The 25,661-nt window shown below is 42.6% G+C and carries 25 protein-coding genes and 3 pseudogenes; 24 read left to right on the forward strand and 4 right to left on the reverse strand.

Going from position 1 to position 25,661, the window contains the following annotated elements; translation table 11 throughout:
- Window positions 1–68: 68 nt before the first annotated feature.
- The gene (locus tag ACY2VT_RS09645) at window positions 69–1,529 is read right to left on the reverse strand and encodes a DUF1846 domain-containing protein (protein WP_461879734.1); all 1,461 of its coding nucleotides are present in this window, start codon (window positions 1,527–1,529) and stop codon (window positions 69–71) included.
- A gap of 578 nt (window positions 1,530–2,107) precedes the next feature.
- On the opposite strand from ACY2VT_RS09645, the gene ACY2VT_RS09650 reads away from it, so the two are divergent.
- The 6 genes and pseudogenes from ACY2VT_RS09650 to ACY2VT_RS09675 all read left to right on the forward strand — a co-directional run bounded on the left by ACY2VT_RS09650 (window position 2,108) and on the right by ACY2VT_RS09675 (window position 5,505).
- Window positions 2,108–2,719 (forward strand): DedA family protein, encoded by a 612-nt coding sequence (locus tag ACY2VT_RS09650; protein WP_461879735.1) that lies wholly within the window; start codon window positions 2,108–2,110, stop codon window positions 2,717–2,719.
- Between the two features lie 319 nt (window positions 2,720–3,038).
- Window positions 3,039–3,458 carry a hypothetical protein gene (locus ACY2VT_RS09655; RefSeq protein ID WP_461879736.1) on the forward strand — a complete coding sequence of 140 codons (420 nt, stop codon included), beginning with the start codon at window positions 3,039–3,041 and terminating at the stop codon, window positions 3,456–3,458.
- A 206-nt stretch (window positions 3,459–3,664) separates the two neighbouring features.
- Window positions 3,665–4,360, forward strand: coding sequence for a tRNA (N6-threonylcarbamoyladenosine(37)-N6)-methyltransferase TrmO (gene tsaA / locus ACY2VT_RS09660; protein ID WP_461879737.1), 696 nt, complete (start codon window positions 3,665–3,667; stop codon window positions 4,358–4,360).
- Between the two features lie 188 nt (window positions 4,361–4,548).
- Window positions 4,549–4,617 (forward strand): annotated as a pseudogene (locus ACY2VT_RS09665) (hypothetical protein); the annotation flags it as partial.
- A gap of 58 nt (window positions 4,618–4,675) precedes the next feature.
- Window positions 4,676–4,825: pseudogene (locus tag ACY2VT_RS09670) on the forward strand (glycoside hydrolase family 2 TIM barrel-domain containing protein); the annotation flags it as partial.
- A gap of 20 nt (window positions 4,826–4,845) precedes the next feature.
- Window positions 4,846–5,505 (forward strand): YkgJ family cysteine cluster protein, encoded by a 660-nt coding sequence (locus ACY2VT_RS09675; protein ID WP_461873367.1) that lies wholly within the window; start codon window positions 4,846–4,848, stop codon window positions 5,503–5,505.
- A gap of 104 nt (window positions 5,506–5,609) precedes the next feature.
- On the opposite strand, the gene ACY2VT_RS09680 is transcribed toward ACY2VT_RS09675, so the two are convergent.
- Complete coding sequence (locus ACY2VT_RS09680; RefSeq protein ID WP_461879738.1) at window positions 5,610–6,008, reverse strand: LytTR family DNA-binding domain-containing protein; 399 nt, start codon at window positions 6,006–6,008, stop codon at window positions 5,610–5,612.
- A 375-nt stretch (window positions 6,009–6,383) separates the two neighbouring features.
- Here ACY2VT_RS09680 and ACY2VT_RS09685 point away from each other — a divergent pair, with 375 nt between their 5' ends.
- From ACY2VT_RS09685 to ACY2VT_RS09715, 7 genes and pseudogenes are all read left to right on the forward strand, one after another.
- Window positions 6,384–6,836 (forward strand): hypothetical protein, encoded by a 453-nt coding sequence (locus ACY2VT_RS09685; protein ID WP_461879739.1) that lies wholly within the window; start codon window positions 6,384–6,386, stop codon window positions 6,834–6,836.
- A 62-nt stretch (window positions 6,837–6,898) separates the two neighbouring features.
- Window positions 6,899–7,978: pseudogene (locus tag ACY2VT_RS09690) on the forward strand (UDP-N-acetylglucosamine 4,6-dehydratase family protein); the annotation flags it as partial.
- Window positions 7,975–8,763 (forward strand): tyrosine-protein phosphatase, encoded by a 789-nt coding sequence (locus ACY2VT_RS09695; protein WP_461879740.1) that lies wholly within the window; start codon window positions 7,975–7,977, stop codon window positions 8,761–8,763. The pseudogene ACY2VT_RS09690 and the gene ACY2VT_RS09695, both read left to right, overlap by 4 nt.
- A gap of 45 nt (window positions 8,764–8,808) precedes the next feature.
- The gene (locus ACY2VT_RS09700; protein WP_461873370.1) at window positions 8,809–9,684 is read left to right on the forward strand and encodes a hypothetical protein; all 876 of its coding nucleotides are present in this window, start codon (window positions 8,809–8,811) and stop codon (window positions 9,682–9,684) included.
- Window positions 9,685–9,695: 11 nt separating this feature from the next.
- Complete coding sequence (locus ACY2VT_RS09705) at window positions 9,696–11,099, forward strand: polysaccharide biosynthesis tyrosine autokinase (RefSeq protein WP_461873371.1); 1,404 nt, start codon at window positions 9,696–9,698, stop codon at window positions 11,097–11,099.
- Window positions 11,100–11,114: 15 nt separating this feature from the next.
- Window positions 11,115–12,596, forward strand: coding sequence for a polysaccharide biosynthesis tyrosine autokinase (locus ACY2VT_RS09710; RefSeq protein ID WP_461879741.1), 1,482 nt, complete (start codon window positions 11,115–11,117; stop codon window positions 12,594–12,596).
- Between the two features lie 12 nt (window positions 12,597–12,608).
- Window positions 12,609–13,259, forward strand: coding sequence for a sugar transferase (locus tag ACY2VT_RS09715; protein WP_461879742.1), 651 nt, complete (start codon window positions 12,609–12,611; stop codon window positions 13,257–13,259).
- Between the two features lie 202 nt (window positions 13,260–13,461).
- Here ACY2VT_RS09715 and ACY2VT_RS09720 read toward each other — a convergent pair whose 3' ends face one another.
- Together ACY2VT_RS09720 and ACY2VT_RS09725 are read right to left on the reverse strand one after the other, a co-directional pair.
- The gene (locus tag ACY2VT_RS09720; protein ID WP_461879743.1) at window positions 13,462–13,992 is read right to left on the reverse strand and encodes an IS630 family transposase; all 531 of its coding nucleotides are present in this window, start codon (window positions 13,990–13,992) and stop codon (window positions 13,462–13,464) included.
- Window positions 13,973–14,389, reverse strand: a complete 417-nt coding sequence (locus tag ACY2VT_RS09725; RefSeq protein WP_461879744.1) for a helix-turn-helix domain-containing protein — start codon at window positions 14,387–14,389, stop codon at window positions 13,973–13,975. Before ACY2VT_RS09725 ends, ACY2VT_RS09720 begins: the two co-directional genes overlap by 20 nt.
- A gap of 189 nt (window positions 14,390–14,578) precedes the next feature.
- On the opposite strand from ACY2VT_RS09725, the gene ACY2VT_RS09730 reads away from it, so the two are divergent.
- The 11 genes from ACY2VT_RS09730 to ACY2VT_RS09780 all read left to right on the forward strand — a co-directional run bounded on the left by ACY2VT_RS09730 (window position 14,579) and on the right by ACY2VT_RS09780 (window position 25,419).
- Entirely contained in the window at window positions 14,579–15,724 is a 1,146-nt protein-coding gene (locus ACY2VT_RS09730; RefSeq protein ID WP_461879745.1) for an EpsG family protein, read from the forward strand.
- Window positions 15,721–16,560 carry a glycosyltransferase gene (locus tag ACY2VT_RS09735; protein ID WP_461879746.1) on the forward strand — a complete coding sequence of 280 codons (840 nt, stop codon included), beginning with the start codon at window positions 15,721–15,723 and terminating at the stop codon, window positions 16,558–16,560. Before ACY2VT_RS09730 ends, ACY2VT_RS09735 begins: the two co-directional genes overlap by 4 nt.
- Window positions 16,553–17,695 (forward strand): glycosyltransferase, encoded by a 1,143-nt coding sequence (locus ACY2VT_RS09740; RefSeq protein ID WP_461879747.1) that lies wholly within the window; start codon window positions 16,553–16,555, stop codon window positions 17,693–17,695. Before ACY2VT_RS09735 ends, ACY2VT_RS09740 begins: the two co-directional genes overlap by 8 nt.
- Complete coding sequence (locus tag ACY2VT_RS09745) at window positions 17,688–18,800, forward strand: glycosyltransferase (protein WP_461879748.1); 1,113 nt, start codon at window positions 17,688–17,690, stop codon at window positions 18,798–18,800. The genes ACY2VT_RS09740 and ACY2VT_RS09745 overlap by 8 nt, the downstream gene beginning before the upstream one ends.
- Window positions 18,801–18,904: 104 nt before the next feature.
- A complete protein-coding gene (locus ACY2VT_RS09750; protein WP_461879749.1) occupies window positions 18,905–19,888 on the forward strand; it encodes a glycosyltransferase family 2 protein in 984 nt (327 codons plus the stop codon).
- Window positions 19,889–19,900: 12 nt separating this feature from the next.
- Window positions 19,901–20,086: a hypothetical protein gene (locus tag ACY2VT_RS09755; protein WP_461879750.1), complete on the forward strand. Its 186-nt coding sequence runs from the start codon at window positions 19,901–19,903 to the stop codon at window positions 20,084–20,086.
- Window positions 20,068–21,042 (forward strand): glycosyltransferase, encoded by a 975-nt coding sequence (locus tag ACY2VT_RS09760; protein ID WP_461879752.1) that lies wholly within the window; start codon window positions 20,068–20,070, stop codon window positions 21,040–21,042. The genes ACY2VT_RS09755 and ACY2VT_RS09760 overlap by 19 nt, the downstream gene beginning before the upstream one ends.
- A gap of 146 nt (window positions 21,043–21,188) precedes the next feature.
- The gene (locus ACY2VT_RS09765; protein ID WP_461879753.1) at window positions 21,189–22,157 is read left to right on the forward strand and encodes a glycosyltransferase family 2 protein; all 969 of its coding nucleotides are present in this window, start codon (window positions 21,189–21,191) and stop codon (window positions 22,155–22,157) included.
- A complete protein-coding gene (locus tag ACY2VT_RS09770; RefSeq protein ID WP_461879754.1) occupies window positions 22,157–23,173 on the forward strand; it encodes a glycosyltransferase family 2 protein in 1,017 nt (338 codons plus the stop codon). The genes ACY2VT_RS09765 and ACY2VT_RS09770 overlap by 1 nt, the downstream gene beginning before the upstream one ends.
- A complete protein-coding gene (locus ACY2VT_RS09775) occupies window positions 23,158–23,796 on the forward strand; it encodes a DUF1919 domain-containing protein (RefSeq protein ID WP_461879755.1) in 639 nt (212 codons plus the stop codon). The genes ACY2VT_RS09770 and ACY2VT_RS09775 overlap by 16 nt, the downstream gene beginning before the upstream one ends.
- 21 nt (window positions 23,797–23,817) lie before the next feature.
- Entirely contained in the window at window positions 23,818–25,419 is a 1,602-nt protein-coding gene (locus tag ACY2VT_RS09780) for an asparagine synthase-related protein (RefSeq protein ID WP_461879756.1), read from the forward strand.
- Window positions 25,420–25,661 lie beyond the last annotated feature (242 nt).

The raw sequence follows: 25,661 nt of genomic DNA on the forward strand, positions 1-25,661 counted from the left end.
AAAATCCAGGGCAGGTACGGAAAGTACCGTATGCCCTGGATTTTTTCTGTCCAAGATATAAAAATTATTTACTGAAGTTTCGGCTCACAGGTCAGATCGCATCCCAGACGCTGGAACATTTTGCGGTCCACATCGGAGAGCATAACGCTGGAGTGTACCTGGCAGCCCTTTAACTGCGGCAGGCAGGACAGCGCTTTCTGTGCATCCTCGCTCTGTGCAGCAGTAGCGGACAGCGCGATCAGAACCTCGTCGGTATGAAGACGCGGGTTCTTGCTTCCGAGGTACTTGGTTTTCAGGGTCTGGATCGGAGCGATGGATTCCGGTGAGAGAACATGTACGTCATGGTCGATGCCGGAGAGCTCTTTTAACACATTCAGCAGAAGCGCTGCACTCGATCCAAGCAGATCGCCGGTCTTTCCGGTGATGACGCGTCCGTCCGGCAGTTCCATGGCAGCAGCCGGTGCGCCGGTCGCCTCGGCACGGACGAGAGCCGGGGAAACGGTGGTGCGGTCTGCGGCAACGATGTTTTCCTGTTTCATCAGAAGCTCAATCTTGTAAGCCTCGGTCTCGGAACGGGAACCGTCTGCGATGCCGTCGACAGCGGTGTAGTAGCGGCGGATGATCTCCTGACGGGAAGCCTCGCGGCATGCCTCATCATCAATGATACAGTTTCCGGCCATATTGACACCCATGTCGGTCGGGGATTTGTACGGGCTCTCGCCGAAGATCTGCTGGAAGATCGCACGCAGAACCGGGAAAATCTCGACATCACGGTTGTAGTTGACGGTTGTCACGCCGTATGCCTCGAGGTGGAACGGGTCGATCATGTTGACATCGTTCAGATCGGCGGTAGCAGCCTCGTAAGCCAGGTTGACCGGGTGCTTCAGCGGCAGATTCCAGATCGGGAAGGTCTCATATTTTGCATAGCCGGCGTTTACACCGCGTTTGTGCTCATGGTAAAGCTGGGAAAGGCAGGTTGCCATCTTTCCGCTTCCCGGTCCCGGTGCGGTAACGACAACGAGCGGGCGGGTTGTCTCGATGTACTCGTTCTTTCCGTATCCCTCATCGCTCACGATCAGCGGCACATTGTGCGGATAGCCCGGAATCGTGTAGTGAATGTAAACCGGGATGCCGAGCTTCTGCAGTCTCTTCTTGAACGCGTCTGCACTGTGCTGTCCGGAATACTGCGTGATGACAACACTGCCGACATAGAGGCCGCGTCCGCGGAACTCGTCGATCAGACGGAGCACGTCGCTGTCATAGGTGATGCCGAGGTCGCCGCGGATTTTGTTTTTCTCAATATCGGCTGCGGAAATTGCCATTACAATCTCTGCCTGGTCGGAGAGCTGCATCAGCATGCGCAGTTTGGCATCCGGTGCAAAGCCCGGAAGAACGCGGGATGCGTGGAAATCATCGAACAGCTTTCCGCCGAATTCCAGATACAGCTTGTTGTCAAACTGGTTGATGCGGTCGCGGATATGCTCAGACTGCATTTTCAGGTACTTTTCATTGTCAAATCCAATTTTCATGGTATTTTTCTCCCTTTTTTATCCATGGTGTCTGTTAAAAAACAACTATTTTTATTCTACTATACGGGAAAGTCACGTGCAAGAAAAAATTATCGTGGGAACTTTAGAAAATTAAGGAAAAAAAGAGCTGAAAATAAAAAAATCTCCTAAAAAGGAGAGAGGCCGGGACTTGTCAGGGTCCCGGCGGTATGAAAAAGAAATCTATCTATTAGAAAGGTTGGCATTGGAGACATGCTTCCAAGGGTGCTTTGCTGTCTCCTGGTTAAAATTTATAGAAAAACGATGGAGGTTTGTGTTTGTTTCCTTCGTTGTTGATGAGATTAGTATACGGAAAAATTGTGACCAGAATGTGTACATGAGATAAAGCTTTTCTGAAGAGAAGATGAAAACAAAACAAAGAAAATCTGACGGAATCGTAAACAGAGGAAAGTTTTGGCGGAAAAAGGGGTCATGCAGAGGGGCGGCGGTGCATAGAATGCAGGGGAAGAAGGAAAAAGCAGCGATTCCGTGACGCGGAGCAGAGACGGGAAAACGCCGCAGGTCTCAAAACGGTGCGGAGCTGCTGGAACGGAGAAAGCTTGCAGAATGTAATTCTGGATATGGTCAACCGCTTTGGATATGTCGGCGTCCTGATTCTGATTGCCGTGGAAAATGTCTTTCCGCCGATCCCCTCCGAGGTGATTCTGACGTTCGGCGGTTTTCTGACGACATGCACCCGTCTGCATCCGGCGGGCGTTGTGCTGTCATCCACGGCAGGATCGCTTCTCGGGGCGCTGGTTCTCTATGGAGCGGGAACGCTTGTCAGCACGGAGAGCCTTAGTGAACTGCTCGACAGCCGCCCGATGAAGCTTCTCGGATTTCACGCGGAGGATGCCTGGAAAACGATTACATGGTTTCAGAAGAAAGGCCAGCGGGCCGTTCTGTTCGGCCGGTGCATTCCCATCATCCGAAGCCTCATTTCCGTCCCCGCCGGGATGGCACGGATGGAGATGCCGAAATTTCTGCTGTTTACAATCATCGGAAGCACGGTGTGGAACGTTCTTCTCGTCGGAATCGGTGCTGCGGTCGGTGCGGCGTGGGAGCAGGCGGCTGGATATGTGAAGATGTATGCAGATATCGTTTTTCTTGTGCTGGCAGTCGGAGCGGTATGCTTTCCGGCGGTGCATTTATATAGGAAGAAACACAAATGAAAAAACGTAAGTTGCATGAAATGAGGGACAAAATGCAAAAAATATACTTGCAATTCGACAGGAAGTGTGCTAATATACACATCAACAAGTAAAAGGGAGTAGCGAAACGCCGCGGGAAACAAAAACGCATCCCGGGTGGGTTTGAAATCGTCAGCCGATGTCGAGAGACGTCCGTATCAAATGAGAACGCAAGACTTTTATTGTGGCAGTCGTCATGATAGGAGTCTTTTTTTATACTCCTGAATACCAAAGACAACATGAACTGCCGGAGCAATCCAAACCGTTGCCAGCGGAACAAAAGTGGCGGAAAGAGGAATGTATGAGCAGCGAGAGAGTGAAAAAAGAATTATATGAAACAGCAATGACCGGAGAAAAGGCGCTGACCAGTCTGATGTATGTACAGATGACATTGTATGCAGCCAAAAGCCAGAGAACGTACGCAAAGGTACGCGGCGAGGGCAGAGCGATGATGCGCCACACAGGGATCCACATGAATCAGTATCTGAGGGCTGCAGGGAATGACCTGGAAAGCTTTCGGAACCGCTTAAAGGAAACGCATCTGCCGGAGGAGCTTCAGCCGAAGGCCGGAGCGTTTCTGGTCCAGACGGTACATGTACTGGATACGGAAAAGAAAAATCAGATGTACCGCCAGGAACTGCTGGGACTGGAAGCGAAAGTAAAAGAAATAGCAGAACAGATCGAAGGCCTGCTGAAAGGCATGCGGGAACTTGGAGCATAAAGAGGAGAGAACAGGAATCGGAACAGCAAAACGGTTCCTGTTCTTTTTTTCGGTCATAGGATAGAAAAATGGATTTGCAAATTATGAGAAATCCGTCCTTTTCTGACACTTTTCCACCAACCGCCGGCTGGCAGGTGGACTTTTTTCCGGCAAAATGTTAGAATAAACCTATTCAGAGTCTGGTAAGGATAAAGGAGAAAACCGTTTTGGCAGAAGAAATTGCAGTGAAAGTGATTGCCCGGATCCACACGGATTTCCCGGAAAAGTTCGGGATTCCGCGGCAGAGCGGGCTGATTGAAGAATTAAAGAGTACGATCGTCTTTGAACCGGAGTTCCGCGATGCGAATGCGCTGCGCGGCATCGAGGAATATTCCCATCTCTGGCTGATCTGGGAGTTTTCCGAGGCTGTGCGCGACACCTGGTCGCCGATGGTGCGGCCGCCGCGGCTTGGCGGAAATAAGCGGGTCGGTGTATTTGCAACGCGCTCCCCGTTCCGGCCCAATCCGATCGGTCTTTCTTCGGTAAAGCTGGAGCGTGTGGAGCAGCATCCGGCACTCGGGCCGGTGCTTCATCTGTCGGGGGCAGATCTGATGGACGGCACGCCGATTCTGGACATCAAACCGTATCTGCCGCATGTAGACAGCCATGCGGAGGCACTTGGCAGTTTTACGGAAAGGACGAAGGAATACTTTATTCCCGTTGAAATTCCGGATGAGCTGCTGGAAAAAATTCCGGCGGACCGCCGGGAGGCACTGAAAAAAGTGCTGGAGCAGGACCCGCGCCCGTCGTATCAGAACAGTGAAGAGCGCATTTACGGGCTTTCCTTTGCGGGAATGGAAATCAAATTCCAGGTAAAGAACCAGGTGCTGCATGTCGTGGGGGCAGAGCGCGCCGGAACGTAAACCGGCAGGAAAAACAGGGGGACATACAAGAAAAATGGTATGAAAAGCCGCTGGCAGAGCCGCTTTCCATGCCGGTTCCGTCATCCTGCAACGATCTGACGGAGAGCATTGCAGACCGCGGGCACTACGGATGGGTCTTTTAGCAGAAGAAATTTTCCGTTCCGTCCTTTGTAAAGGGACAGCGCGTGGTGCTCCGGTGTGATGCCGTGACACATCATGCACGTATCTATCTGAATGGGGAACTTCTTGCGACCCATGAGTGCGGATTTCTGCCGTTTGAAGTGGAGCTGACCGAAAAACTGCAGCCGGGGGAAAAACTTCGCAGACTTTGCGACGAGCCAGAGCCTCCTGCGTGTACAGGGCAACAAAAAGGGAATCTTCACCCGCGAACGCAAGCCGAAACTGGCGGCACATTATTTCCGGGAGAGATGGCATCAGATTCCGGATTTTGAGTATAAAAAATAAAAAACAGACAGGAAGAAAGTATGGAACGTAACGTAGATATAGACAAGATTTCAGACGGAAAACGATATGGAGCGAATGATATGGTAAAAGTGGGCTGCGACGACTGCCGCGGATGCTCCGCCTGCTGCCATGGGATGGGCGACTCGATTGTGCTCGATCCGATGGATCTGTACCGGCTGGAGAGGAAGCTCGGCAAAACGATGGAGGAGATTCTGACGGCGGGATACATTTCGCTCCGCGTAGTGGACGGCGTGATTCTGCCGCATCTGAAGATGACAGAGCAGTCAGACCAGTGCAGTTTCTTAAATAATGAGGGCCGGTGCAGCATTCACGATGCGCGGCCGGGCTTCTGCCGGATGTTTCCGCTGGGACGGCTGTATGAGAACGGAACGTTTTCCTATTTTCTTCAGGTCAGCGAATGTCCGAAGGAGAATAAGACAAAAGTCAAAGTCCGCCGCTGGCTCGACACGCCGGAGCTCGGAAAGTATGAAGCGTTTACGAATGAATGGCATTACTATCTGAAAGAAAAACAGAACGAGGCGCGCCGGATAGAGGATGATGCGCTGCGGCAGCAGATCAGCATGGGGATTCTGAAGCTGTTTTATCTGCTTCCGTATGACATAAAGAACGATTTCTACGCGCAGTTTGCGGCGCGGATGGAAGCGGCAGGGAAAAAATGAAAAATAAACAGAAACAGGGCAGCAGCCGTTGGTTCAAAAACAGAACCAGCGGCTGCTGTTCTTTGTATCGATGGATCAAAGGCTGCAGGACATAGAAAATCATATTATAAGCGGCGGGACGGTGTTCTGGCATAAGCGAGGAAGGCTTCGCGGGTTTCACGCTTCCGTCTGCGGCTGCAGAAGACGGTCTGTCCGTTTTTCAGCAGAACCTCGCCGGTTGCCTGTACGAGTGCAACGTGGGAGAAATTGATCAGCAGACCTTTTCCGTTGCAGAAAAAACGGCCGGTTGGGGCAAGACATACCGTCAGGCCGGCAAATGTGCACCGGGTTGTAAAATCCCCATGAATTGTGTGGAGAATCAGTCGGTGCTGGCAGGCCTCAACGTAAATCAGGTCGTCCAGCGCCAGCTGACATTTTTGGGAGACACCCTGTGAAATAATGACTGGAATTTCGAGCAGAACAGAACTGTTCGGATTGAGTGGAAAAATTAATTTGGAATACAAGAAAAACACCTCCTGACATGATAGGGTACAAAATAAAAGCAGGAGGGGTGCATTACGGCAAACATCATAAAAATACAAAGTGTAGTTTAGCACAGTGACAGGATCTCATTCAAGCCGAATTGCCGCACTTCTGTTAAAATCGTTCGACAGAAAACGACACCATAGGGCGGAAAGGGGCGAAAAAAGTAAAAAAAGATAAAAAAAAGGAATCATAGACAGAAAAAACAGTAGAAAAAAACAGGTAAATCGAAAGAAAATCGAAAGAAAAGAAGGCGGAGAAGATTGACGATGGGAGATTGATTTGGTATAATATTCCAAAAATAATTATTGCATATAACATTACTGTAAAAGAATAAATATCATATGGAGAGAAATATGAACATAGAAGTAGAAATAATCAGAGAAAAAGTACATACAACAGCAGATGCAGCATTATTTTTATGCTTTCAGGAAGTGAAAGGGAGCCATTCCAAAGGAGTGATCCGGCTGCCGTTGCTTCATTATGACATTCCGTTTGAGGGATACGGGGAAATGCTGCTTCGGATGAACCGCATTTATGACTTGCTTGGCATGCCGGATGCAGGAAGCTGCATGCGGAGCCTTTCGGAAGGGGAAAAAGAAGAGTGGGAATTTACAGATGAAATGAAGAACAATCAGGATACAACGCTTCCAGCCGGAACCGAGCGTATGGTCAGTATTCAGATTCAGTTCCGACAGCACTGTAGTCTGCAGGGATTTTTGACCTGTGGAAAACAGAAAGCAGGTTTTCGTTCAGCACTTGAAATGCTGTATTTGCTGGAGGATTGCCTGCAGGAACAGGATAACTGAATACGGGAGAAAAACGCAATAGAGTGAGAGTGGGAGCTATGAAGGAAGAAAAAAAGATCAGAAAGAAAATAAAAATTGAGGATTTGCTGCCAAGAGATCCCATCCAGGTGGATCTCGATGCAATCCTTGGCTATGTGAAAGGGAAGACAATCCTGGTAACAGGCGGAGGCGGTTCGATCGGAAGTGAGATCTGCCGCCAGCTGGCCGGACACGACGTCGGGCATCTGATCATTTTTGACATTTACGAAAACAATGCGTACCAGATCCAGAAATCTCTGGAGTGGGAGTTCCCAGATCTCAATTTGACAGTACTGATTGGTTCTGTGCGCGATGAACGGCGGCTGCAGTCGATTTTTTCGAAGTACCGGCCGGACATCGTCTTTCACGCAGCAGCCCACAAGCATGTGCCGCTGATGGAGGACAGTCCGAATGAAGCGATTAAAAACAATGTTATCGGAACCTTAAAAACGGCGCGCACAGCAAGCCATTATCAGGTAAAGAAGTTTATCCTGATATCAACAGACAAGGCAGTCAACCCGACCAACATCATGGGAGCGAGCAAGCGGCTCTGTGAGATGGTGATTCAGCTGATCGGAAGACACAGCACGACAGAGTTTGCAGCGGTGCGTTTTGGAAATGTACTGGGAAGCAACGGAAGTGTCATTCCGCTGTTCCGCCGTCAGATCGAACACGGAGGTCCGGTGACGGTTACGCATCCGGATATCATTCGGTATTTTATGACGATTCCGGAGGCAGTCAGCCTGGTACTTGAGGCAGGTGCCTATGCGAAAAACGGTCAGATCTTTGTCCTGAATATGGGAGATCCGGTCAGAATCGTAGATCTGGCAAAAAATATGATCCGCCTTTTCGGGTATGAGCCGGAAAAAGAAATCAAGATCAAATATATTGGCCTGCGGCCTGGCGAAAAGCTGTATGAGGAGCTTCTGATGAATGAAGAGGGCATGCAGACTACAGAAAACAGCCGGATTTTTATCGGCAGACAGATTGCATTTGATGAGAAAGTATTCCGGGAGCAGATCAAGGAACTCGCAAAGGAAGCGGAAAACGAATGTCCGGACATCTGTTATCTGGTAAAGAAAATGGTGCCGGAATACCAGTACGAAGGAGAAAAACAGGGATGACGGACCTTCATGTACATATTCTGCCGGGAGTGGACGACGGATCCCCGAATTTGTCCACCTCCCTTGAAATGGCAGAAATGGCGGCACAAAGCGGGGTGCGTATCCTCGCGGTGACGCCGCATGCAAACCAGACGGGAATCGAAGGCGTGGAAGATGGATATGTCAACTACGAATCCGAACAGTTAGAAGAGCAGTTCTACCGTCTGGAGAGGGAAATCAACAGAGAACACATTCCCATCAGCCTGGTGCGCGGCATGGAAATCATGAGCATCGGACCGCTGGGGAAAAAAATCAGAGAGAGAAAGCTGATACCGCTCCATGAGAGCCGCTATTATCTGATCGAGGTGCCGTTTGATATGGCGCCGGACGGAATCAGAAAGCGGCTGCTGGAATTTCCGGCGATGGGAAAAATCCCGGTGCTGGCGCATCCGGAGCGGTATTTCTGCGTGCAGGATACACCGGAGCTTCTGTACGAATTCCGGGAAATGGGCGCGGTTTTGCAGATCAACAAAGGAAGCGTGTTTGGAAGATTTGGAGAAGAGGCGGAGCGGACAGCGAGGTTTTTGCTGGACAACCGCCTTGCAGGCTGTGTGGCAAGCGATGCCCATGGAGCTGATTACCGGACCACGGACATGCGGCCGGTCCGGCAGTTTCTGGAGGAGCGGTATGGAGAAGCGTATGCACAGCTTTTATTGAAAGTGAATCCGAGAAGAATCCTGGAGGACCGTCAGATTTTCTATGAACCGTCCCAGGAGCGAAAACGGAAAAGACGCTGGTTCCTCTAAAAACAGGAAGAATAGCGTTACAGAAACGAAAGGAGCATCTTTGATATGCACAAAACGAGAGCGGCAGTTCTCATTCTGTTTCTGGCTTCCACACTTGCCTTTGGCGGGTGTCTGGTGCGGCAGCAGACGGGAAAAGACGGAAAAGGGCCGGAAATTACGATGGACAACAGTGAGATTTCTGCCAGCATCCATGCAGAGGAGTCAGAACTTCTGGCCGGAGTAACTGCTTACGATAAAAAAGACGGCGATGTGACGAGTTCTCTTGCTGTGGAACATATTTCGAATTTTGTGGAAAAGGGGCGGCGGAAAATCAGTATCGTCGCCTTTGATTCCGATAACCACGTTACGCATACGGAGCGGGAACTGGTGTATAACGATTACACCTCACCGGTTTTTTCCCTGGATCGCCCGCTGCGGTTCAGCCTGAATGCGGATGACCTGACAGAGGGACTTTCCGCGGAGGATTGCCTGGACGGAACGATTACCGACCGCATCCGGATTTCCTATGAGGATGAGATCAGCAGTACACCGGGACTGTACCACGTGACATATTCGGTTGCAAACCGTGCCGGAGATGTGACAAGCCTTCCGGTGACAGTAGAACTCTACGATCCGGCAGAGGAGAACGGAAAGCCGCAGATTACCCTGAGTGATTATTTGATTCATCTGGACCTGCAGCAGCCATTTGACCCGCAGGCATATCTGGAAAGCGTGAGTGTGGATCAGATGCTGTATGAAAAGAGAGAAGACGGTGCGCTTCATGCAGCTTCGTATGAAGAAGAGCTCCTGGGAGAAAATCAGTTTTCCATTGACAATCCGGTCGATACCGGCAGTGCGGGTGTTTATGAAGTGACATACACTGCGACAGCGGCGGATGGGCAGACAAGCTCCGTTCGCCTGATCGTCTGTGTAAACGAATAGGGGGGATCCAGATGGGAGAATACGACAGAACAGGAAACGGGCAGAACAGCAAAACAGACTGGGATCTCCGAAGTATCCTGTGCGACATTGCAAAAAACTGGTGGGTCATCCTTCTGATTGCCTGTTCGGCGGCGATGATAACCTATACCGTATTGACGACCGTACATAAAGACCGGTATACGGTAAAAACAACATTTGCCGTTATGGGGCGCGGCGTGGATGCAAATGCAGCATCGAGCCTGTCGGCCACATATGAGATGGCACAGAAATTTGAAGCAATCCTGGAAAATACGATTCTGAAGAAAAAAGTGATGGAGGAGCTTAACCTGTCCTCCTTTCCGGCAAAAATGAATGCTTCCATTGTGCCGGAATCCAATCTGATGGAACTGTCAGTGACCGCAGATTCGCCGGAAATGGCATTTCGGATTTTAAAGTCGGTGCTGAACAATTATACGAGCATTTCCGACTATATTATTCCGAATGTAGTGTTGGAGACACTGCAGCAGCCGCAGGTATCCGGCGTGCCATCGAACCAGATTCCGATCAAAAAATACGCCGCGACCGCATTTCTTGCAGCAGCCCTTGCTATGGCGGCACTCATCGGACTCTTCTCCTTTCTGCGGGATACCGTCAAAAATGAGGCAGAATTCACCCGCAAAATTGATGCGGATCTGCTGGGCGTTGTGTATCACGAAAAGAAGAAGAAAAACAGCTCCATGCTGATTACCAATCCGGCGCGGAGCTTTCCGTATGTAGAATCCTTAAAGCGTATTGCATCGCGTGTGCGGGGACGCCTGGATCGAAAAGGCGGAAAAGTGCTGCTGGTGACCAGTGTAGCGGAAAATGAAGGAAAATCGACCCTTGCGGCAAATCTGGCGCTTGCCCTTGCAGAAGAGCAGAACCGTGTACTTCTGCTGGACTGCGATTTCCGTCAGCCGGCGTTACATAAAATCTTTGAAATTCCGGAAAAAGACGGAAAGGATTTCGGAAAGGTCGTCCTCGGAAAAGAGTCGGCATCCGGCGTTTTTGAGAAATATAAGGATACCAACGTGTATACCGGAATCTGCCGCAATCGTCTGGACGAGCCGTCGCTTGCAATCGGCGGTGAGATTTTCCGTCGGATTCTGGAGAAATGCCGGACCAATATGGACTACACTATTCTGGATACGCCGCCGATGGGAATGGCTGCGGACGCAGAAGAGCTTGCCGAGTATGCCGATGCGGCGGTTCTTTCCGTGCGGCAGGACGGCGTACTGACGAGAGATATCAACGATGCGATTGATGCATTAAACCAGAAAGAGGAAAAAGTAATCGGCTGTGTATTTGACAATGTTTACCCGGGATTCGGTGAGCGGATCGGCAACAGCTACGGTTACGGATATGGATACGGCACCTACAGCAGGGCAGAACGATAAGAGGGAGCAAAGAGCATGAGCAGAGAAACGTATGAAACCTATTCGGCGGAACCGGAGAAAATCGATCTGATCGCCTTTCTGGCAGAATATTTCCAGGCGTTCCGAAAATTCTTTTTGGGCGTGCTGATTCTTGTGATCCTCATGGGAGGCGGCTCCTTTCTGACGGCAAAGCTGCGGTATCAGCCCATGTATGAGGCATACACCTCATTTGTGGTCGGATCAAACCGCGCGGTCGGCTATTCCTATTATGACAATGTGACGGCGCAGCAGCTTGGAAAAACCTTCCCTTATATCGTAACAAGCGGTGTATTAAAGGATGTAGTAGCGCGGGATCTTCAGGTGGGAGCAGTGACATCCCAAATTGAGGCGAGCGTGATGGAAAACACCAACCTGTTCACAATTCGCGTCAAAGATTCTTCACCGGATACGGCGTACCGCGTACTTCAGTCCGTCATAACCAATTATCCGGAGGTGGCGGAGTATATTATCGGTGCGACAACGCTGACAGTGGTAGACGACAGTGGCGTACCGGTATCCCCGATTAACAGCCAGGATGCGGTACATGCCGGAATGATCGGAGCAGCGGCGGGACTTGCTGTTGCACTGCTTTTGATCTTCATCTATGTGAGAACAAGAAAAACAATTCGCCAGGCAGAGGATGTGAAAAAGCTGACGAACGCAACGTTCCTTGGAAATCTGCCGGAGGCGAAAATCAAGAAACGAAGCAACGTAAAAGAACAGACCATCACGATCTGTAACCCCAAAGTGCCGGATTCCTTCAAAGAAGCGATGCAGCTGGTCCGGACAAGAACAGAGGACGGGCTTGGAAAAGCCGACTGCCCGGTTCTGCTTGTGACAAGCTCTGTGCCGGGAGAAGGAAAGACAACCGTTGCCGTGAATCTCGCAGAAGCATTCGCAAAGAAGAAATACCGCGTAGTGCTGATGGACGGAGATCTGCGAAATCCGTCGGTGCTGAAATGTATCGGACTTTCCGAGCGGAAAGGACGTGGAATCATAGGAGTGCTGAAGGGACAGATCAGCCTGGATGAGGCACTTACCGATTATCGGGATCTGTCACTGAAAATCCTGCCGGGCGTCGGAAGTACACAGAATCCGGCGGGTCTGCTGCGTTCCGCACGGATGAGAACGCTGATTGAAAACCTGAAAGAAGATGCGGATCTTCTGATTATTGATACGCCGCCATGCGGAGTGCTGTCGGATGCATCCCTTTTTGGCGGAATCGCAGATTCTGCAGTTCTTGTCGTACATCAGGGAACCACAAAGGACCGTGAAGTACAGCGGGCACTGGAATTCTTCGAGGATTCGCGAATTCCGGTCTGCGGCTATGTACTGAACGGCGTGCCGGAGGGTGCGACAGGTTATGGATACAGCAGCCATGGTGGTTATGGCTACGGAAAATATGGTTATGGTTACGGAAAATACGGCTATGGAAAAGAAAAAGAAGGCCGGAGAAGTAACCAGTCGGTGAAAGAATAGGGGGAAGAAAACATGAGGGAATCTGGAATTTATCAAATGTATCTGAAAAATCTGCTGGACCGGCTGCTTGCATTGGTTGGAACGGCTGCACTGTCGTGGCTGCTGATTCTGCTCGGCATAGCCATCCATCTCGACTCGCCGGGACCGATTTTTTTCCGGCAGAAGCGGGCAGGAAAGAACGGCACATATTTCTACATATATAAATTCCGCACGATGCGTATCGATACCCCACATGATATGCCGACCCATATGCTGAACAATCCCGATCTTTTCATCACAAGAGTCGGACGTTTTCTCCGGAAAACATCCCTCGATGAGCTGCCGCAGCTCTTCAATATCCTGAAGGGCGATATGGCACTGGTTGGCCCGCGTCCGGCGCTCTGGAATCAGGATGACCTCCTTGCGGAGCGTGAGCGGTACGGCGCAAACAGCGTCCGTCCGGGTCTTACCGGCTGGGCACAGATCCATGGACGCGATGAGCTGCCGATCCGGCAAAAAGCGGAGCTGGATGGATATTATGTGCATCATATCCAGCTCAAAATGGATCTGGAATGTCTCTGGAAAACAGCAGGAGCTGTACTGCGACAGGATGGAATTCACGAAGGAAGACTAGAAAAACAGCAGATGCAAGGGGCAAAAGAGGCTGTGAAGGTTGGAAAATAGAAGAAAATAGGAAAAGACGGGGCAGGATGCTTTTGAGGATAAAAGCATGTTGCCCTGTTTTAGTGTGAGGTGTGGAAGATAACAGTCTGATTCATCTTATTGTGATATATGGAAATAACAGGTATGGGAATTGCAATTATAGATCAGGAGTGTTCTTTTTTAGAAGTTTGGGCAGGATAGGAAATTATAGCAATTCCATAAATTAGTGCATATATCCACACGCATGGAACCATCCCTCACAATCCGTATGCCTTATCATTTCCAGAGCTTTTTTTACAGCTTCAGGCAGCTCAGAAGCGACACGTACTTTTTGTTTTCTAAGAATCGCTTTCATTTTTGACCACATTTTCTCTATTGGGTTCAGGTCTGGACTGTACGGTGGTAGATAAGCATAGTGAATTCCTGCTTTATCCAGATATTCTGTCACTGTTTTGGCATGATGGGAACGCATATTATCCATAACTACAAGGTCTTCCTTTTTGAGACTTGGAACTAGCTGATTTTCTATGTATTCACGGAATCGCGCTGCTGTTGTGCCACCCTGATAGGTGGTAAATATAGTTGTACCATCCTGACGGATGGATGAAAGGACAGTTGTTGCTGTTGGTGTATTTAATGGTGCAGCGTCAACCGCCCGTTTCCAGTGCAATGCATGTGCATAGAGTCTTGTGAGATTTGTATTAATACCACTTTCATCAAGAAATACCAAGTGTTCAGCATTTATGCCAGACATAGTCCCGTTCCATGAGCGGCGTTTCTCCTGTAGATCGGGGACGCTCCTGTTCGGAGGCATGAAGGGATTTCTTTTTATAAGAATATCCCAGTTTTATTAATGCTTTTCTGACAGTTTCGATGCAGATTTTTAGCTGAAGGGTATCTATAATTTCCTGGAGTGTAATATCGGGTTTTTGTTGTACAAGTTCTTGTATTTTTTGCAGGTCAGCCTCTTTGAGAGAAGATTTACGCCCCCTGAGACTTGTCTTGACAGAAACAGAACCTTCCCGTTTCATTTGTTCAACCAGACGGTATACGGTACTGACATCAACAGAAAAACATTCTGCTACTTCTTTTGCGTTGTGTGTTTTGTTATAAGCTTGAATTAAAAGATTTCTGGTTTCGTTGTGTAACATATCTATCACCTCTTAGCTTAAGCATATCACTTTAGTCAAGAGTTGCAGTAATTTATGGAATTGCTATAGTCAATGAAAAATGTGATGGAGGAAAAAAGGTAAGAATATAACAGTGTTTGGCAAAGGAAAAAGCATAGAAAATAATGAGAAAAATAATTGCATGAAACTCAAGAAATGGTATAATCTAAAATGAAAAGTAATAAAAAAGGTAATGATAAGGAGAAAGAAATGACATTATCAAATTATTGGTATATGTACATATGGATTTTTCTGATTGGCATATTCGGAAAATTTATGCCACAGGAGACGGTGAAAAAGAAAAATAGTATATATAAAAAATGGGGAATGATATCTGTATTAATTTCCATCATTCCACTTATTGTATGGGCTGCTTTTCGTTCCAGTGCATGGGGGGATACGGGAGCATATCGAACAATGTTCTATCGTGCACCGGAAAGGTTGAGTGAACTTTCATCCTACATGAATACGGTAACAAAAGACAAGGGATTTACCATACTTGTGGTTTTGTTAAAGATAATACAAGGAAGAACACCGGGCTTCTGCTTCTTTGTCATCGCGGCAATTCAAATGACCAGTTTGGCAATTATCTATAGAAAGTATTCCTGTGACTATTGGTTTGCACTCTTTGTGTTTGTTGCGAGTACAGATTATATGTCATGGTGTCACAATGGAGTAAGGCAGTTTCTGGCAGTTACCATTATTTTTGCAGTTTCTAAATGGATTTTTGAAAAAAAATATGTGCCACTTATTATTGTGATTCTGCTGGCATCAACAATACATGGATCAGCATTGTTGATGATTCCGATTATTTTTATTGTACAAGGAAAAGCGGCAAATAAAAAAACTTTGTTATGTATCGCAGCTGCACTGTGCGCATTAATTTTTGTGGGGCAATTTACCAATATGCTGGATGGTTTACTTGCGGATACACAGTATACAAACGTAGTTACAGACTGGACAACAGGTAAAGATGATGGAATGAATCCAGTTCGAGTTTTGGTATATGCAGTCCCAACGATACTGGCTTTTGCTGGAAGAAAATACATCAATGCAGCAAATGATAATGTGGTAAATGTGTGCACAAATATGAGTATTGTCAGTACAGCATTATCAGTAGTAGCAATGGGAACATCAGGGATTTTTATTGGCAGACTTCCTATTTATTGCAGTCTATATGCAAATGGAATTTTACTTCCGTGGGAAATAAAAAATATGTTTGAGGAAAAATCCTCAAAAATAGTGATAAGTCTGGCTGTTGTTTTGTATTCGTTATTTTTTTACTATCAGATGCATTATACCTGGGGATTGTTATGATGAAAAAGAAATTAAATTATGCAGAAGTCAATGTAATTATGGGTATTTACAATTGTGAGGATACATTAGAAGAAGCAGTAAATTGTATTGTGGCGCAAACCTTCCAGGATTGGATTCTAATCTTATGTGATGATGGATCGACGGATCGTACAACACAAATTGCAGAAAAAATAAGAGATACATATCCAGATAAGATTGTCTTGCTTAAAAATCGAGAAAACAGGGGTTTGAACTTTACACTCAATCGGTGTTTAACATATGCTAACTGTAAATATATTGCAAGAATGGATGGAGATGATAGATGCGTTCCGGAAAGATTTCAAATGGAAATTGAAGTGTTGGATCAAGAACCAGATATTGCAATTGTCAGTTCGGATATGTCGTATTTTGACGAGAAAGGTTCTTGGGGAAGAATTAGTCATCCAGAGTATCCATGCAGACAGGACTTTATCGCTGGATCGCCATTTTGCCATGCACCGTGTATGGTACGAAAAGAAGCATTTGATACTGTGGGAGGATACAGTGAATCAAAATATTTGTTAAGGGTAGAAGATTATCATTTGTGGATGAAAATGTATTTGAATGGATTTAAAGGAAAAAATATTCATCAAGTTTTGTACGAAATGCGTGATGATAGAAATGCATATCATCGAAGAAAATTCAGATATCGAATCAATGAGGCATATGTAAAAAAAATGGTGGTGAAAAATTTTAAATTATCTCCTATTTATTATTGCGCCATGTTAAGGCCGATTTTGGTAGGGGCTTTGCCAAAATTTATTTATGATTGGTTGCATAAATGGAGACTTCAAAAAGGAATAATGGATAATGAATAAATTACTGATTATAGCAAATGTATCCAGAGAGCATATTCGAAAATTTCATATACCTTTTATTTTATTTATGAAAAAAAAAGGCTGGATCGTAGATGTTGCCTGTAGATTGGATGCGGATATTCCAGAAGCGGATCATGAATTTGATCTGCCATGTGATAGAAATCCATTTTCAGGCGGAATGAAAAAAAGTATTGCGATATTGAAAAAAATAATAAATGAAAATCATTATGATGTCGTTCATTGTAATACGATTACCGGGGGTATGATTGCGCGAGTAGCAGCTCGTACTGCGCGCAGAAAAGGAACAAGAGTGTTTTATACCAATCATGGGCTTCACTATTTTAAGGGGGCGGGTTTGAAACGTTGGGTGATGGGATATCCGATGGAATGGATTCTTGCTCCACTCACGGACGTTTTTATTACCATAAATCAAGCTGATTATGAGATGGTGAGGAAAAGTTTACCTGTTTCGGGAAATATAGAGAGAATTCATGGCATTGGGGTAGAATTGGAACGATTTCGAGCAAAAAGAAACCCGTATCAAATTGCGCAGGTACGAAAAAAATTGAAAATCGAAAAAAATGAATTTGTACTTATTTATGTGGCTGAAATAACAGAGAATAAAAATCAGATAGCATTGCTAGAGGTGATGGAAGAAATATCTAGAAAGTATTCAGACATTGTATTGGTATTAGCAGGTCCGGATCATACCAAGGGAAATCTGCAAAGAATAGTAGAAAAAAAAGATTTGGCAAAAAGAGTAAGATTTTTGGGGTGGCGTGATGACATACCAGAACTACTTGCAATGTCAAATGTATATGTTGCATCGAGTAAATCAGAAGGACTGGGATTAAATATTATAGAAGCGATGGCGAGTGGACTTCCAGTTGTCGCTTTGAAAAATCGTGGACATAATGAATTGATTCAGGATGGTGTGAATGGATTTTTAATAGAGCAAAATGATATACAGAAATTTACGGAAAGAATTATAGAGCTTTATGAGGATGAGCAGCGAAGAATGGAAATAGTAAAAAATGCGCAAAAGTCAATTGAACGGTATGAAACAGAAAATGTGCTGAACGAGTTATGGAACATTTATCAGAAATTTGGAGCAAAGGATGCGGCAAATGATTAAAGTTTTGTTTTTGATTCATGATCTTGGGCAAGGTGGGGCTGAGAAAGTTCTTGTGAACTTAGTCAATCATCTAGACAAAAAGAGGTTTGATGTAACCCTGGTTACACTTTTTGCAGGCGGCGTGAATGAACAATTTTTAGATGAAACAATACATTACTATTCTGTACTAAAAAAAATTGTCCCTGGAAATAGCAAAATTATGAAACTATTCTCGCCTGAAAAGTTACATTCCATTTGTATAAAAGAAAAATATGATATAGAAATCTCTTTTCTTGAAGGGCCATCGGCAAGAATCATCAGTGGATGTACAGAAAAAAATACAAAATTGATTTCATGGATTCACTGTGAGCAGGCAACAAAAAAACAGATAGCAGCAGCATTTCGCAATTTTTCAGAAGCAGAAAGATGCTATAGAAAATTTGACAAAAATGTATTTGTAGCAGAAGGTCTGAGAAAAGTATTTTGTGAGTGGGTGAACGTAAAGAATAAAAGCTGTGTTCTCTATAATGCAATAGATACTGAAAAGATCAGAAAACTGAAAGATGAAGAGATAGGAATACCTTTGAAAAGAACATTTTCTATGATTGCAGTTGGAAGTTTAAAGAAAATAAAGGGATATGATCGGCTGTTAAAAATTGCGAAAAGACTGTATGATGAAAAAAGATTGTTTCATTTGTACATTCTTGGAATTGGTCCGATGGAAAAGGAGATTCGATCATTTATTTCGAGAGAAGAGCTGAATGAATATGTAAGTTTGTTGGGATATGATACAAACCCTTATAAATATATTGCAAGAAGTGATGTGTTTGTTTGTTCAAGCTATTCGGAAGGATTTTCAACAGCAACGATTGAGGCTTTGATTACCGGGACACCGGTTTGCACCGTAGAAGTTGCCGGAATGAAGGAGATCCTTGGAAATGGTGAATATGGACTAATTACGAAAAATACAGAAGAGGAACTCTATAAAGGGATAAAGAAACTAATGGATGACGAAGAACAGTTGGAATTTTATCGCGAGAAAGCGACAGAGAGAGGAAAACAGTTTTCATTAGAAAAGAGTGTAGGGGCGGTAGAGCAATTTTTGGAGGAGTGTGAAAAAGAATAGTGGAAGTAGCATTACAGGTGTGTGCTCAAAAATATATGGTAATTAGAGGAGAAAAGGGTAGATGAAAAAGTTTGAAATTCTTACTCTTAGAGGAGCTTCGAATTATGGATAATAAAATATCAATTATAGTGCCTGTATATAATATTCAAAATTATGTTGAACGTTGTGTGAAAAGTATTTTAAGACAAACATATAAAAAAATTGAAGTGATCATCGTAAATGACGGTTCAACTGATGACGGTTGGAATATAATTCAAAAACTTTCAGAGATAGATACTCGCATTGTTTTGGTGAATAAGGAAAACGGCGGTGCGACATCTGCCAGATTAGCTGGAATTGAGAAGGCAACGGGAGAATGGATTGGATTTGTAGATGGTGATGACGAGATTGAGCCTGATATGTACGAGTTACTTATTGACAATGCTGTGAAATATCATGCAGATATCTCACATTGTGGTTATCAGATGATTTTTGATGACGGGCGTGTGAATTTTTTTCATAATACAGGCTGTCTTGTAAAGCAAGATAAAATGACAGGTTTAAAAGAACTGTTAGAGGGTTCTCGCGTCGAACCGGGTCTTTGTAATAAACTTTTTCGTAAAAACTTGTTACAAAACGTGTTGCACAGTGGCATAATGCCACAAGATATTAAAATAAATGAAGATTTATTAATGAATTATTTTCTTTTTTCCCAGGCTAAATTATCTGTATTTGAGGATGTATGCAAATACCATTATATTGTAAGAAAAGATTCGGCATCTAGAGCTAAGCTGAATGAACATAGAATTTTCGACCCGATTAAAGTGAAACGAATTATTTTGAATCAGGCAGAGTCTGAGATGCTGCAGTTTGCACGAAAGGCTTACATTAGTACATGCATTAATGTATATAATGAGTTAGTGCTGGAAAAAGGTTATACAGATGAAAAAAAAGTGGTTAGAAAATATATTTGCGACAATAAAGAATGGCATAACTTGTTGAGTAGAAAACAACGTTTGCTGGCAAATTTGGTATGCAGAATACCGATGTTGTATCCATTTTTATATGGAATTTACGCTCGCTTTTTTCAGCAGAAACGATATTGTTAAAGGAAATAGAATATGAAAAAGATTATGTATATGCATACGGGAAGTGCAAATCATGGTTGTGAAGCGTTGGTGCGGACATCAGCGCAAGTATTAGACGGTCCGGAAGATATTATACTATGGTCATTTGCAAAACAGGAAGATGAATATTATGGATCGGCAAAGAAAGTAGAGAGAAAATTATGGAACACTTACCTTTAATCAGTGTGATTGTACCTGTTTATAAGGCTGAACTGTATCTTGATCAATGTGTACAGTCTATTGTCAATCAAACTTTTAAAAATCTTGAGATTTTACTTGTTGATGACGGTTCACCAGATAAATGTTCTGAAATATGTGATATTTGGTCAAAAAAAGATGGCCGTATCAAGGTGATTCATCAAGTGAATAGTGGAAGTGGAGCTGCTAGAAATGTAGCGTTGGATAAGGCCAAAGGTGATATAGTTTCGTTTGTAGATAGTGATGACTATATAGCCCCTGAAATGTATGAACATTTAGTTAGGCTAATGGTTGAAGATGTAGATATAGTTGAATGTGCATATGTATATACTTGGGGAGATAAAGAAACATTTGATATTTCAAGTTGCGATGTACAATATTATTCTGTGGGAGATGCTATGAAAGAACATATCCAGGATCATTTTTTTCAGCAGGTAATATGGAATAAATTATATCGTCGCAGTGCAATAGGAGACATTAGATTTCCGATTGGAAAAAGAATAGATGATGAATTTTGGACATATCGTGTGCTTGCAAGGGCGAGAAAATTGGCAAGGACATCTTGTAGTATGTATGCATATCGTCAGCAATCGGAATCGGTAATGCATAATACATTTACTTTAGCGAGGTTACAAGCAGTAGAGGCTAAATGTCAACGCTTGGAATTTATAGAAAAACAGTTTTCGAATCTAAGTTCGTTGGCACGCATTAATTTATGGTATACTTATTTGTATTTGGGACAGATGTCGTTGAAATATATGGATATAAGTGAACAAACGAAGGCATTTGAAATATTAAATAAAGCGTGGAATGAGCATCATATTGTAGTTGAGGATATACGAAACGTCTCTAAAATACAACAAATATGGGCGCTACTTACAAAGATTTCTATAAAAAATACTTGCAGATTGCGAAATTGTCTAAAAATAGGTATGTGAGTAAAAATATTGTTATTGTGCAATAAGATTATAAATCATGAAGAAAAATTGTTTTGGTAGGCATTAGTACTATTGGTATGCCAACCATAGTTTCTTTTGAAAAAATTAGAATTTAAAGACATGAATAAGAAAAGAGGATAGATAAAATGCCAAAAATCAGTGTTATTGTGCCAGTTTATAAAGTAGAAAAGTTCATAAATAAGTGTGTAGATAGTATTCTTGCACAATCGTTTACTGATTTTGAATTGTGGTTAGTTGATGATGGTTCACCAGATAACTGTGGCGTAATATGTGACGAATATGCGCAAAAGGATAACCGAGTAAAAGTCATTCATAAAGAAAATGGTGGGCTTTCTGATGCAAGAAATACAGCATTGGACGTAATGCAAGGTGAATACGTTTTTTTTGTGGATAGCGATGATTGGATCGCTAAAGATACTTTTGAAAGCATGTATGCTGCAGTAAAGAGAACAGGAGCAAAAGTTGCTACTGGGAACATGATTTCTGTAAATGAAGATGGAAAAGAAAGAGAACTTTATTCACCCACACAGGAAGAAAAAATTTTGAAAGGTGAGGAAATGTTGACGACATTGCTTCGACCTAATGCATGTAACAGATTATATAAAGCTGAAATATTCCAGGATTTGAGATTCCCTGTGGGTAGATTATATGAAGATGTATTTGTATATCATAAAATTTTGACTCAGATTGACAGTATGGTTCTTACGGGGAAGAATACTTATTATTATTTGGTCAGAGATGGAAGTATCATGAATAGTGAGTATAATATTAAATTTACAGATATTGTAGATGCTGTTTATGAACGTGCTAAATGGTTAGATAGCATAGGACAGAAGAATCTTGCTGATGAGACAAGATTGTTTGTGTATTCTCAGGTGGCAGTTGCTTATGCGCATCTGGATAAAAGGAATTGTGAACATTTTGAAAGATTAAATCAGATCAAGTTATTATATGATGAATGCTATGAAAAAATGATTAAAGCAAAACAAATTGGATGGAAACAAAAAATTCGTCTGTTTGTTTTGAAAAATAGCCCTTCGTTACATACAGCATTGTGGGGAAGAAAAATGGCTATTAATTTAGGAGGGCAATAATGCCAAAAATAAGTGTGATAATACCAGTTTTTAATATGAAAAAATTTGTAGGAGCCTGTTTGGATTCTGTTTTAGCGCAGACACTTACCGATATAGAAGTAATTGTAATTAATGATGGTTCAACGGATAATTCTTTGGAAATAATTCGAGAATATCAAAAAAGAGATAGTAGAATAGTTGTTATTGATAAAAACAATGCTGGAGTTGGTGCAGCAAGAAATGATGGAATCAGGGTGGCAACTGGAGAATTTCTGGCGTTTATGGATCCGGATGATATGTATGCTAGTGATGAGGCTTTGGCTCATTGTTATGAAGCAGCTATCAGAGAAGGTGTATCGATAGCAGGGGGAAGAAATGTTCTTTTGTATGAAGATGGAACAACAAGGGAAGAAGTTGAGAAGAAAATAGGTGATATTGTAGTTTCAGCGAATGGCCTAACTGAATATAAAGAATATCAGTATGATTACGGGTATCTTTGTTTTATTTATAAAAGGAAACTTATTATTGATAATCAAATATTTTTCCCATTGTACAGTCGATTTCAGGATCCACCATTCTTTGTGAAAGCAATGATAAAAGCAGAGCGATTTTATGCATTAGAAGAACCCGTTTATTTATATAGACAGCTTCCAGGAGCTGCAAAAATGACACCGATAAAAACATTGGATTGTTTACAAGGTATTATAGATAATTTACAGATTTCGAAGGAAAATAATTTGGTTCAGTTACATTATATTTCAGCAGAAAGATTAAATAGAGAGGGATCTTACATGGCTTTGCATAACTTGGAAAGTGCTGAAGCCAAGAAAATACTTTATAAGTTCATTCAAGCAACTGCGATGATAGATGTAGAATGGTTGAAAAAAGAAGGATTTGTGCCATCAGATTATTTCTTACCAGAAGTTTTCGATTATGTATTATCAACATCAGTAAAATATGAAAGGCTAAGGAAAAATGTGTTTTTGCGAACAGCATTGGGCATATTTTCACGTGTGACTAAATGGATAAAGAAATGAATATGTTATTAGATTTTATAGTACGAGCAGAACATAAAATTTACATTACAATAAAAAGAATGCGTTTGAAAAACAAAACAATGACAGTGTTTTCGAGCAACTGTAACGGTGGCTATATGTTACATGATTTAGGATGTCCATTTAATTCACCAACAGTCAATATAGGGTTTTATCCGGAACAATATTTTAAATTCTTGAATAATCCGAAAAAATATTTATCCGCTGAGTTAGAGGATACACAAATGATGGATGGACAATTTTGGGTTGGACGGTTAAATGATATTACAGTACGCGTAGGGCACTACAGTTCTTTTAGTGAAGCACAAGAAGCATGGAAAAGACGTGCTAAACGAGTAAATATGGATAATGTTTACATTGTAATGACCGACAAAGACGGTTGTACTTACGAGCATATAAAACAATTTGATGAATTACCGTATAAAAACAAGGTGATTTTTACACATAAAAAGTATTACGAATTTTCTTCCTCTTATTACATACCTGGTTTTGAAGAGGATGGCGAGGTTGGCATTTTATCAGATTGGAAACCACAGTTCTTTAGACGTAGATGGCTGGATGACTTTGACTATGTAAGTTTTTTTAATAAAAATAGAGACAATTGAAAGGATAGTAGGGAATTTGGTATGAAGCAATTATGCGGTATATTTGATTTGCAAACTAATCAATACTGTAACAAATCGAAAGATATTCGTAAATATGCTAATGAAGAATGTGAAGTATACTTTTACGGAAAAGTTAAATTGGATCAAAACGATATAGATGAAGTGTTGATTTTGGATAGCTATAAAAAATACGGTGATACGCTCACGGAACACATAACAGGAATCTATATTCTGATAGTATATGATAAAACTGAAAAAAAACTTCAAGTATTTCAAGATAGGACAACCTCGTCATTGACACTTTATTATACTTTGCATAATAACAAAGTATATTTAGGTACGTCATTAAAATGGTTATTAAGGGAGTCTGAAATTGAAAGAAAATTCAATGATAAAGTTTTGGAAGAATTCTTTGTGAATGGTTTTATTTATGGAAAAGAAACCTTGATGAAAAATGTTTATAAAATAAGAGCGTTTACAAGCCTTGTGATTCGAGAAAACAAAGTTGAAGAGATTCCTGTAAAATACTTTATGAATTATATGTCTAAAGGTGAGGCAATAGATAAATGGGATGCGACATTATCAAATATAGTCAACCAGTGTCTTGCGGATAAATCAGAAATTAATATCCCTTTATCTAGTGGCTATGATTCAAATTATATTGCATATATAGCAAGCACAAAATGTAAGCGACCAATTAATGCTTATTCTGTTGGGGGAAAATTTGGAAAGAATGAAGTGCCTGTTGTCGAAGAAAATGTGTCTGCGTATGATAATATGAAGCTTAATACATCTTTGACAGATGAGTTTACATTGTCTAATTTTCCTGATATTGTATGGCGTTTAGAAGGTGCTGTATATGAAGTGGGGATATTTCTTCAATATGAACTTGCAAAGTTGGTGTTTGAAAGTAAAAAAAACAGTTTAATTTGCGGAGAATGTGCTGATCAAGTGATGAATCAGTATTATTTAGATGAAGAACGTATTTTTATACCAGAAGAAAAAGGAACGCCTGTATATTATGAGTTTTCAGAGTATCCATATATTTTTGGTAGCTATTTAATTCTTAAGAAGAATGGAATCATCTCTAATTCTTTCGGGATTGAAACGGAATATCCATATTTAGACGAGGAGTTTGTATCGATTGCATATTCACTTAAAAATATAAATGAAAAGGATAAAAGAATACATAAGGCAATTTGTCAAGAGCATTTGCCAGATATAGTTTTAAAAAATATAGCTAAAATAGGTGGCTCTACAGATTTTCATTCATTATTTGCTGGTAAAGACGAAATTAGTAGATTTTTATCTCAAGTTGAAAAAAGCGATTTTTATCAAAAGTATATTCATATGATAAAAAAACTAAGTTATGTGGAGAAAGAAAGACAGACGGGTATCAAAAAGTTCAAAACAAAGATCAGAAATGTAATTTTGGATACATGTCATATAAATGAAGCAGAAAGAAAACAATCAGCATATTATTTTGAAGAAATAAAATTAAAAGAATATATGTGTTGTGTGTATTTGATGTTATTTGATAAGTTGTTCATTTCGGGTGAATACGATGATAGATTAGATTGTGAAGGTATCGATATTAATTTGAATGATATTATCTATCATTAATACTTAGTGGATATACTTTGGATATCAAAATAGTAGGGTTATCTGCAGCTGAATTAGCGTCATGCAAGATGGTTTGCATAAAAATTATAAAAATAGAAAGAAGCTTCCTGTATAATAAAAAATGTGGATGTTGAAAATTGAAAATACCTCAGAGTACAATAAGACTACTGACTGGCAGGTTAGTAAAAATCTTATTATACAGAGAGGTATCTACAATGAAGTCTAACACACAGAACGCAAAA

This window comes from Fusicatenibacter sp. (assembly GCF_050872605.1).
Classification (GTDB): domain Bacteria; phylum Bacillota; class Clostridia; order Lachnospirales; family Lachnospiraceae; genus Fusicatenibacter.

Bases quoted from the DNA above. Each gene is read 5' to 3' on its own strand.
- ACY2VT_RS09645 (WP_461879734.1), bottom strand. From the start codon at position 1,529: ATGAAAATTGGATTTGACAATGAAAAGTACCTGAAAATGCAGTCTGAG.
- ACY2VT_RS09655 (WP_461879736.1), top strand. From the start codon at position 3,039: ATGAGCAGCGAGAGAGTGAAAAAAGAATTATATGAAACAGCAATGACC.
- ACY2VT_RS09675 (WP_461873367.1), top strand. From the start codon at position 4,846: ATGGAACGTAACGTAGATATAGACAAGATTTCAGACGGAAAACGATAT.
- ACY2VT_RS09685 (WP_461879739.1), top strand. From the start codon at position 6,384: ATGAACATAGAAGTAGAAATAATCAGAGAAAAAGTACATACAACAGCA.
- ACY2VT_RS09695 (WP_461879740.1), top strand. From the start codon at position 7,975: ATGACGGACCTTCATGTACATATTCTGCCGGGAGTGGACGACGGATCC.
- ACY2VT_RS09700 (WP_461873370.1), top strand. From the start codon at position 8,809: ATGCACAAAACGAGAGCGGCAGTTCTCATTCTGTTTCTGGCTTCCACA.
- ACY2VT_RS09705 (WP_461873371.1), top strand. From the start codon at position 9,696: ATGGGAGAATACGACAGAACAGGAAACGGGCAGAACAGCAAAACAGAC.
- ACY2VT_RS09710 (WP_461879741.1), top strand. From the start codon at position 11,115: ATGAGCAGAGAAACGTATGAAACCTATTCGGCGGAACCGGAGAAAATC.
- ACY2VT_RS09715 (WP_461879742.1), top strand. From the start codon at position 12,609: ATGAGGGAATCTGGAATTTATCAAATGTATCTGAAAAATCTGCTGGAC.
- ACY2VT_RS09720 (WP_461879743.1), bottom strand. From the start codon at position 13,992: ATGTCTGGCATAAATGCTGAACACTTGGTATTTCTTGATGAAAGTGGT.
- ACY2VT_RS09725 (WP_461879744.1), bottom strand. From the start codon at position 14,389: ATGTTACACAACGAAACCAGAAATCTTTTAATTCAAGCTTATAACAAA.
- ACY2VT_RS09730 (WP_461879745.1), top strand. From the start codon at position 14,579: ATGAAAAGTAATAAAAAAGGTAATGATAAGGAGAAAGAAATGACATTA.
- ACY2VT_RS09735 (WP_461879746.1), top strand. From the start codon at position 15,721: ATGATGAAAAAGAAATTAAATTATGCAGAAGTCAATGTAATTATGGGT.
- ACY2VT_RS09740 (WP_461879747.1), top strand. From the start codon at position 16,553: ATGAATAAATTACTGATTATAGCAAATGTATCCAGAGAGCATATTCGA.
- ACY2VT_RS09745 (WP_461879748.1), top strand. From the start codon at position 17,688: ATGATTAAAGTTTTGTTTTTGATTCATGATCTTGGGCAAGGTGGGGCT.
- ACY2VT_RS09750 (WP_461879749.1), top strand. From the start codon at position 18,905: ATGGATAATAAAATATCAATTATAGTGCCTGTATATAATATTCAAAAT.
- ACY2VT_RS09755 (WP_461879750.1), top strand. From the start codon at position 19,901: ATGAAAAAGATTATGTATATGCATACGGGAAGTGCAAATCATGGTTGT.
- ACY2VT_RS09760 (WP_461879752.1), top strand. From the start codon at position 20,068: ATGGAACACTTACCTTTAATCAGTGTGATTGTACCTGTTTATAAGGCT.
- ACY2VT_RS09765 (WP_461879753.1), top strand. From the start codon at position 21,189: ATGCCAAAAATCAGTGTTATTGTGCCAGTTTATAAAGTAGAAAAGTTC.
- ACY2VT_RS09770 (WP_461879754.1), top strand. From the start codon at position 22,157: ATGCCAAAAATAAGTGTGATAATACCAGTTTTTAATATGAAAAAATTT.
- ACY2VT_RS09775 (WP_461879755.1), top strand. From the start codon at position 23,158: ATGGATAAAGAAATGAATATGTTATTAGATTTTATAGTACGAGCAGAA.
- ACY2VT_RS09780 (WP_461879756.1), top strand. From the start codon at position 23,818: ATGAAGCAATTATGCGGTATATTTGATTTGCAAACTAATCAATACTGT.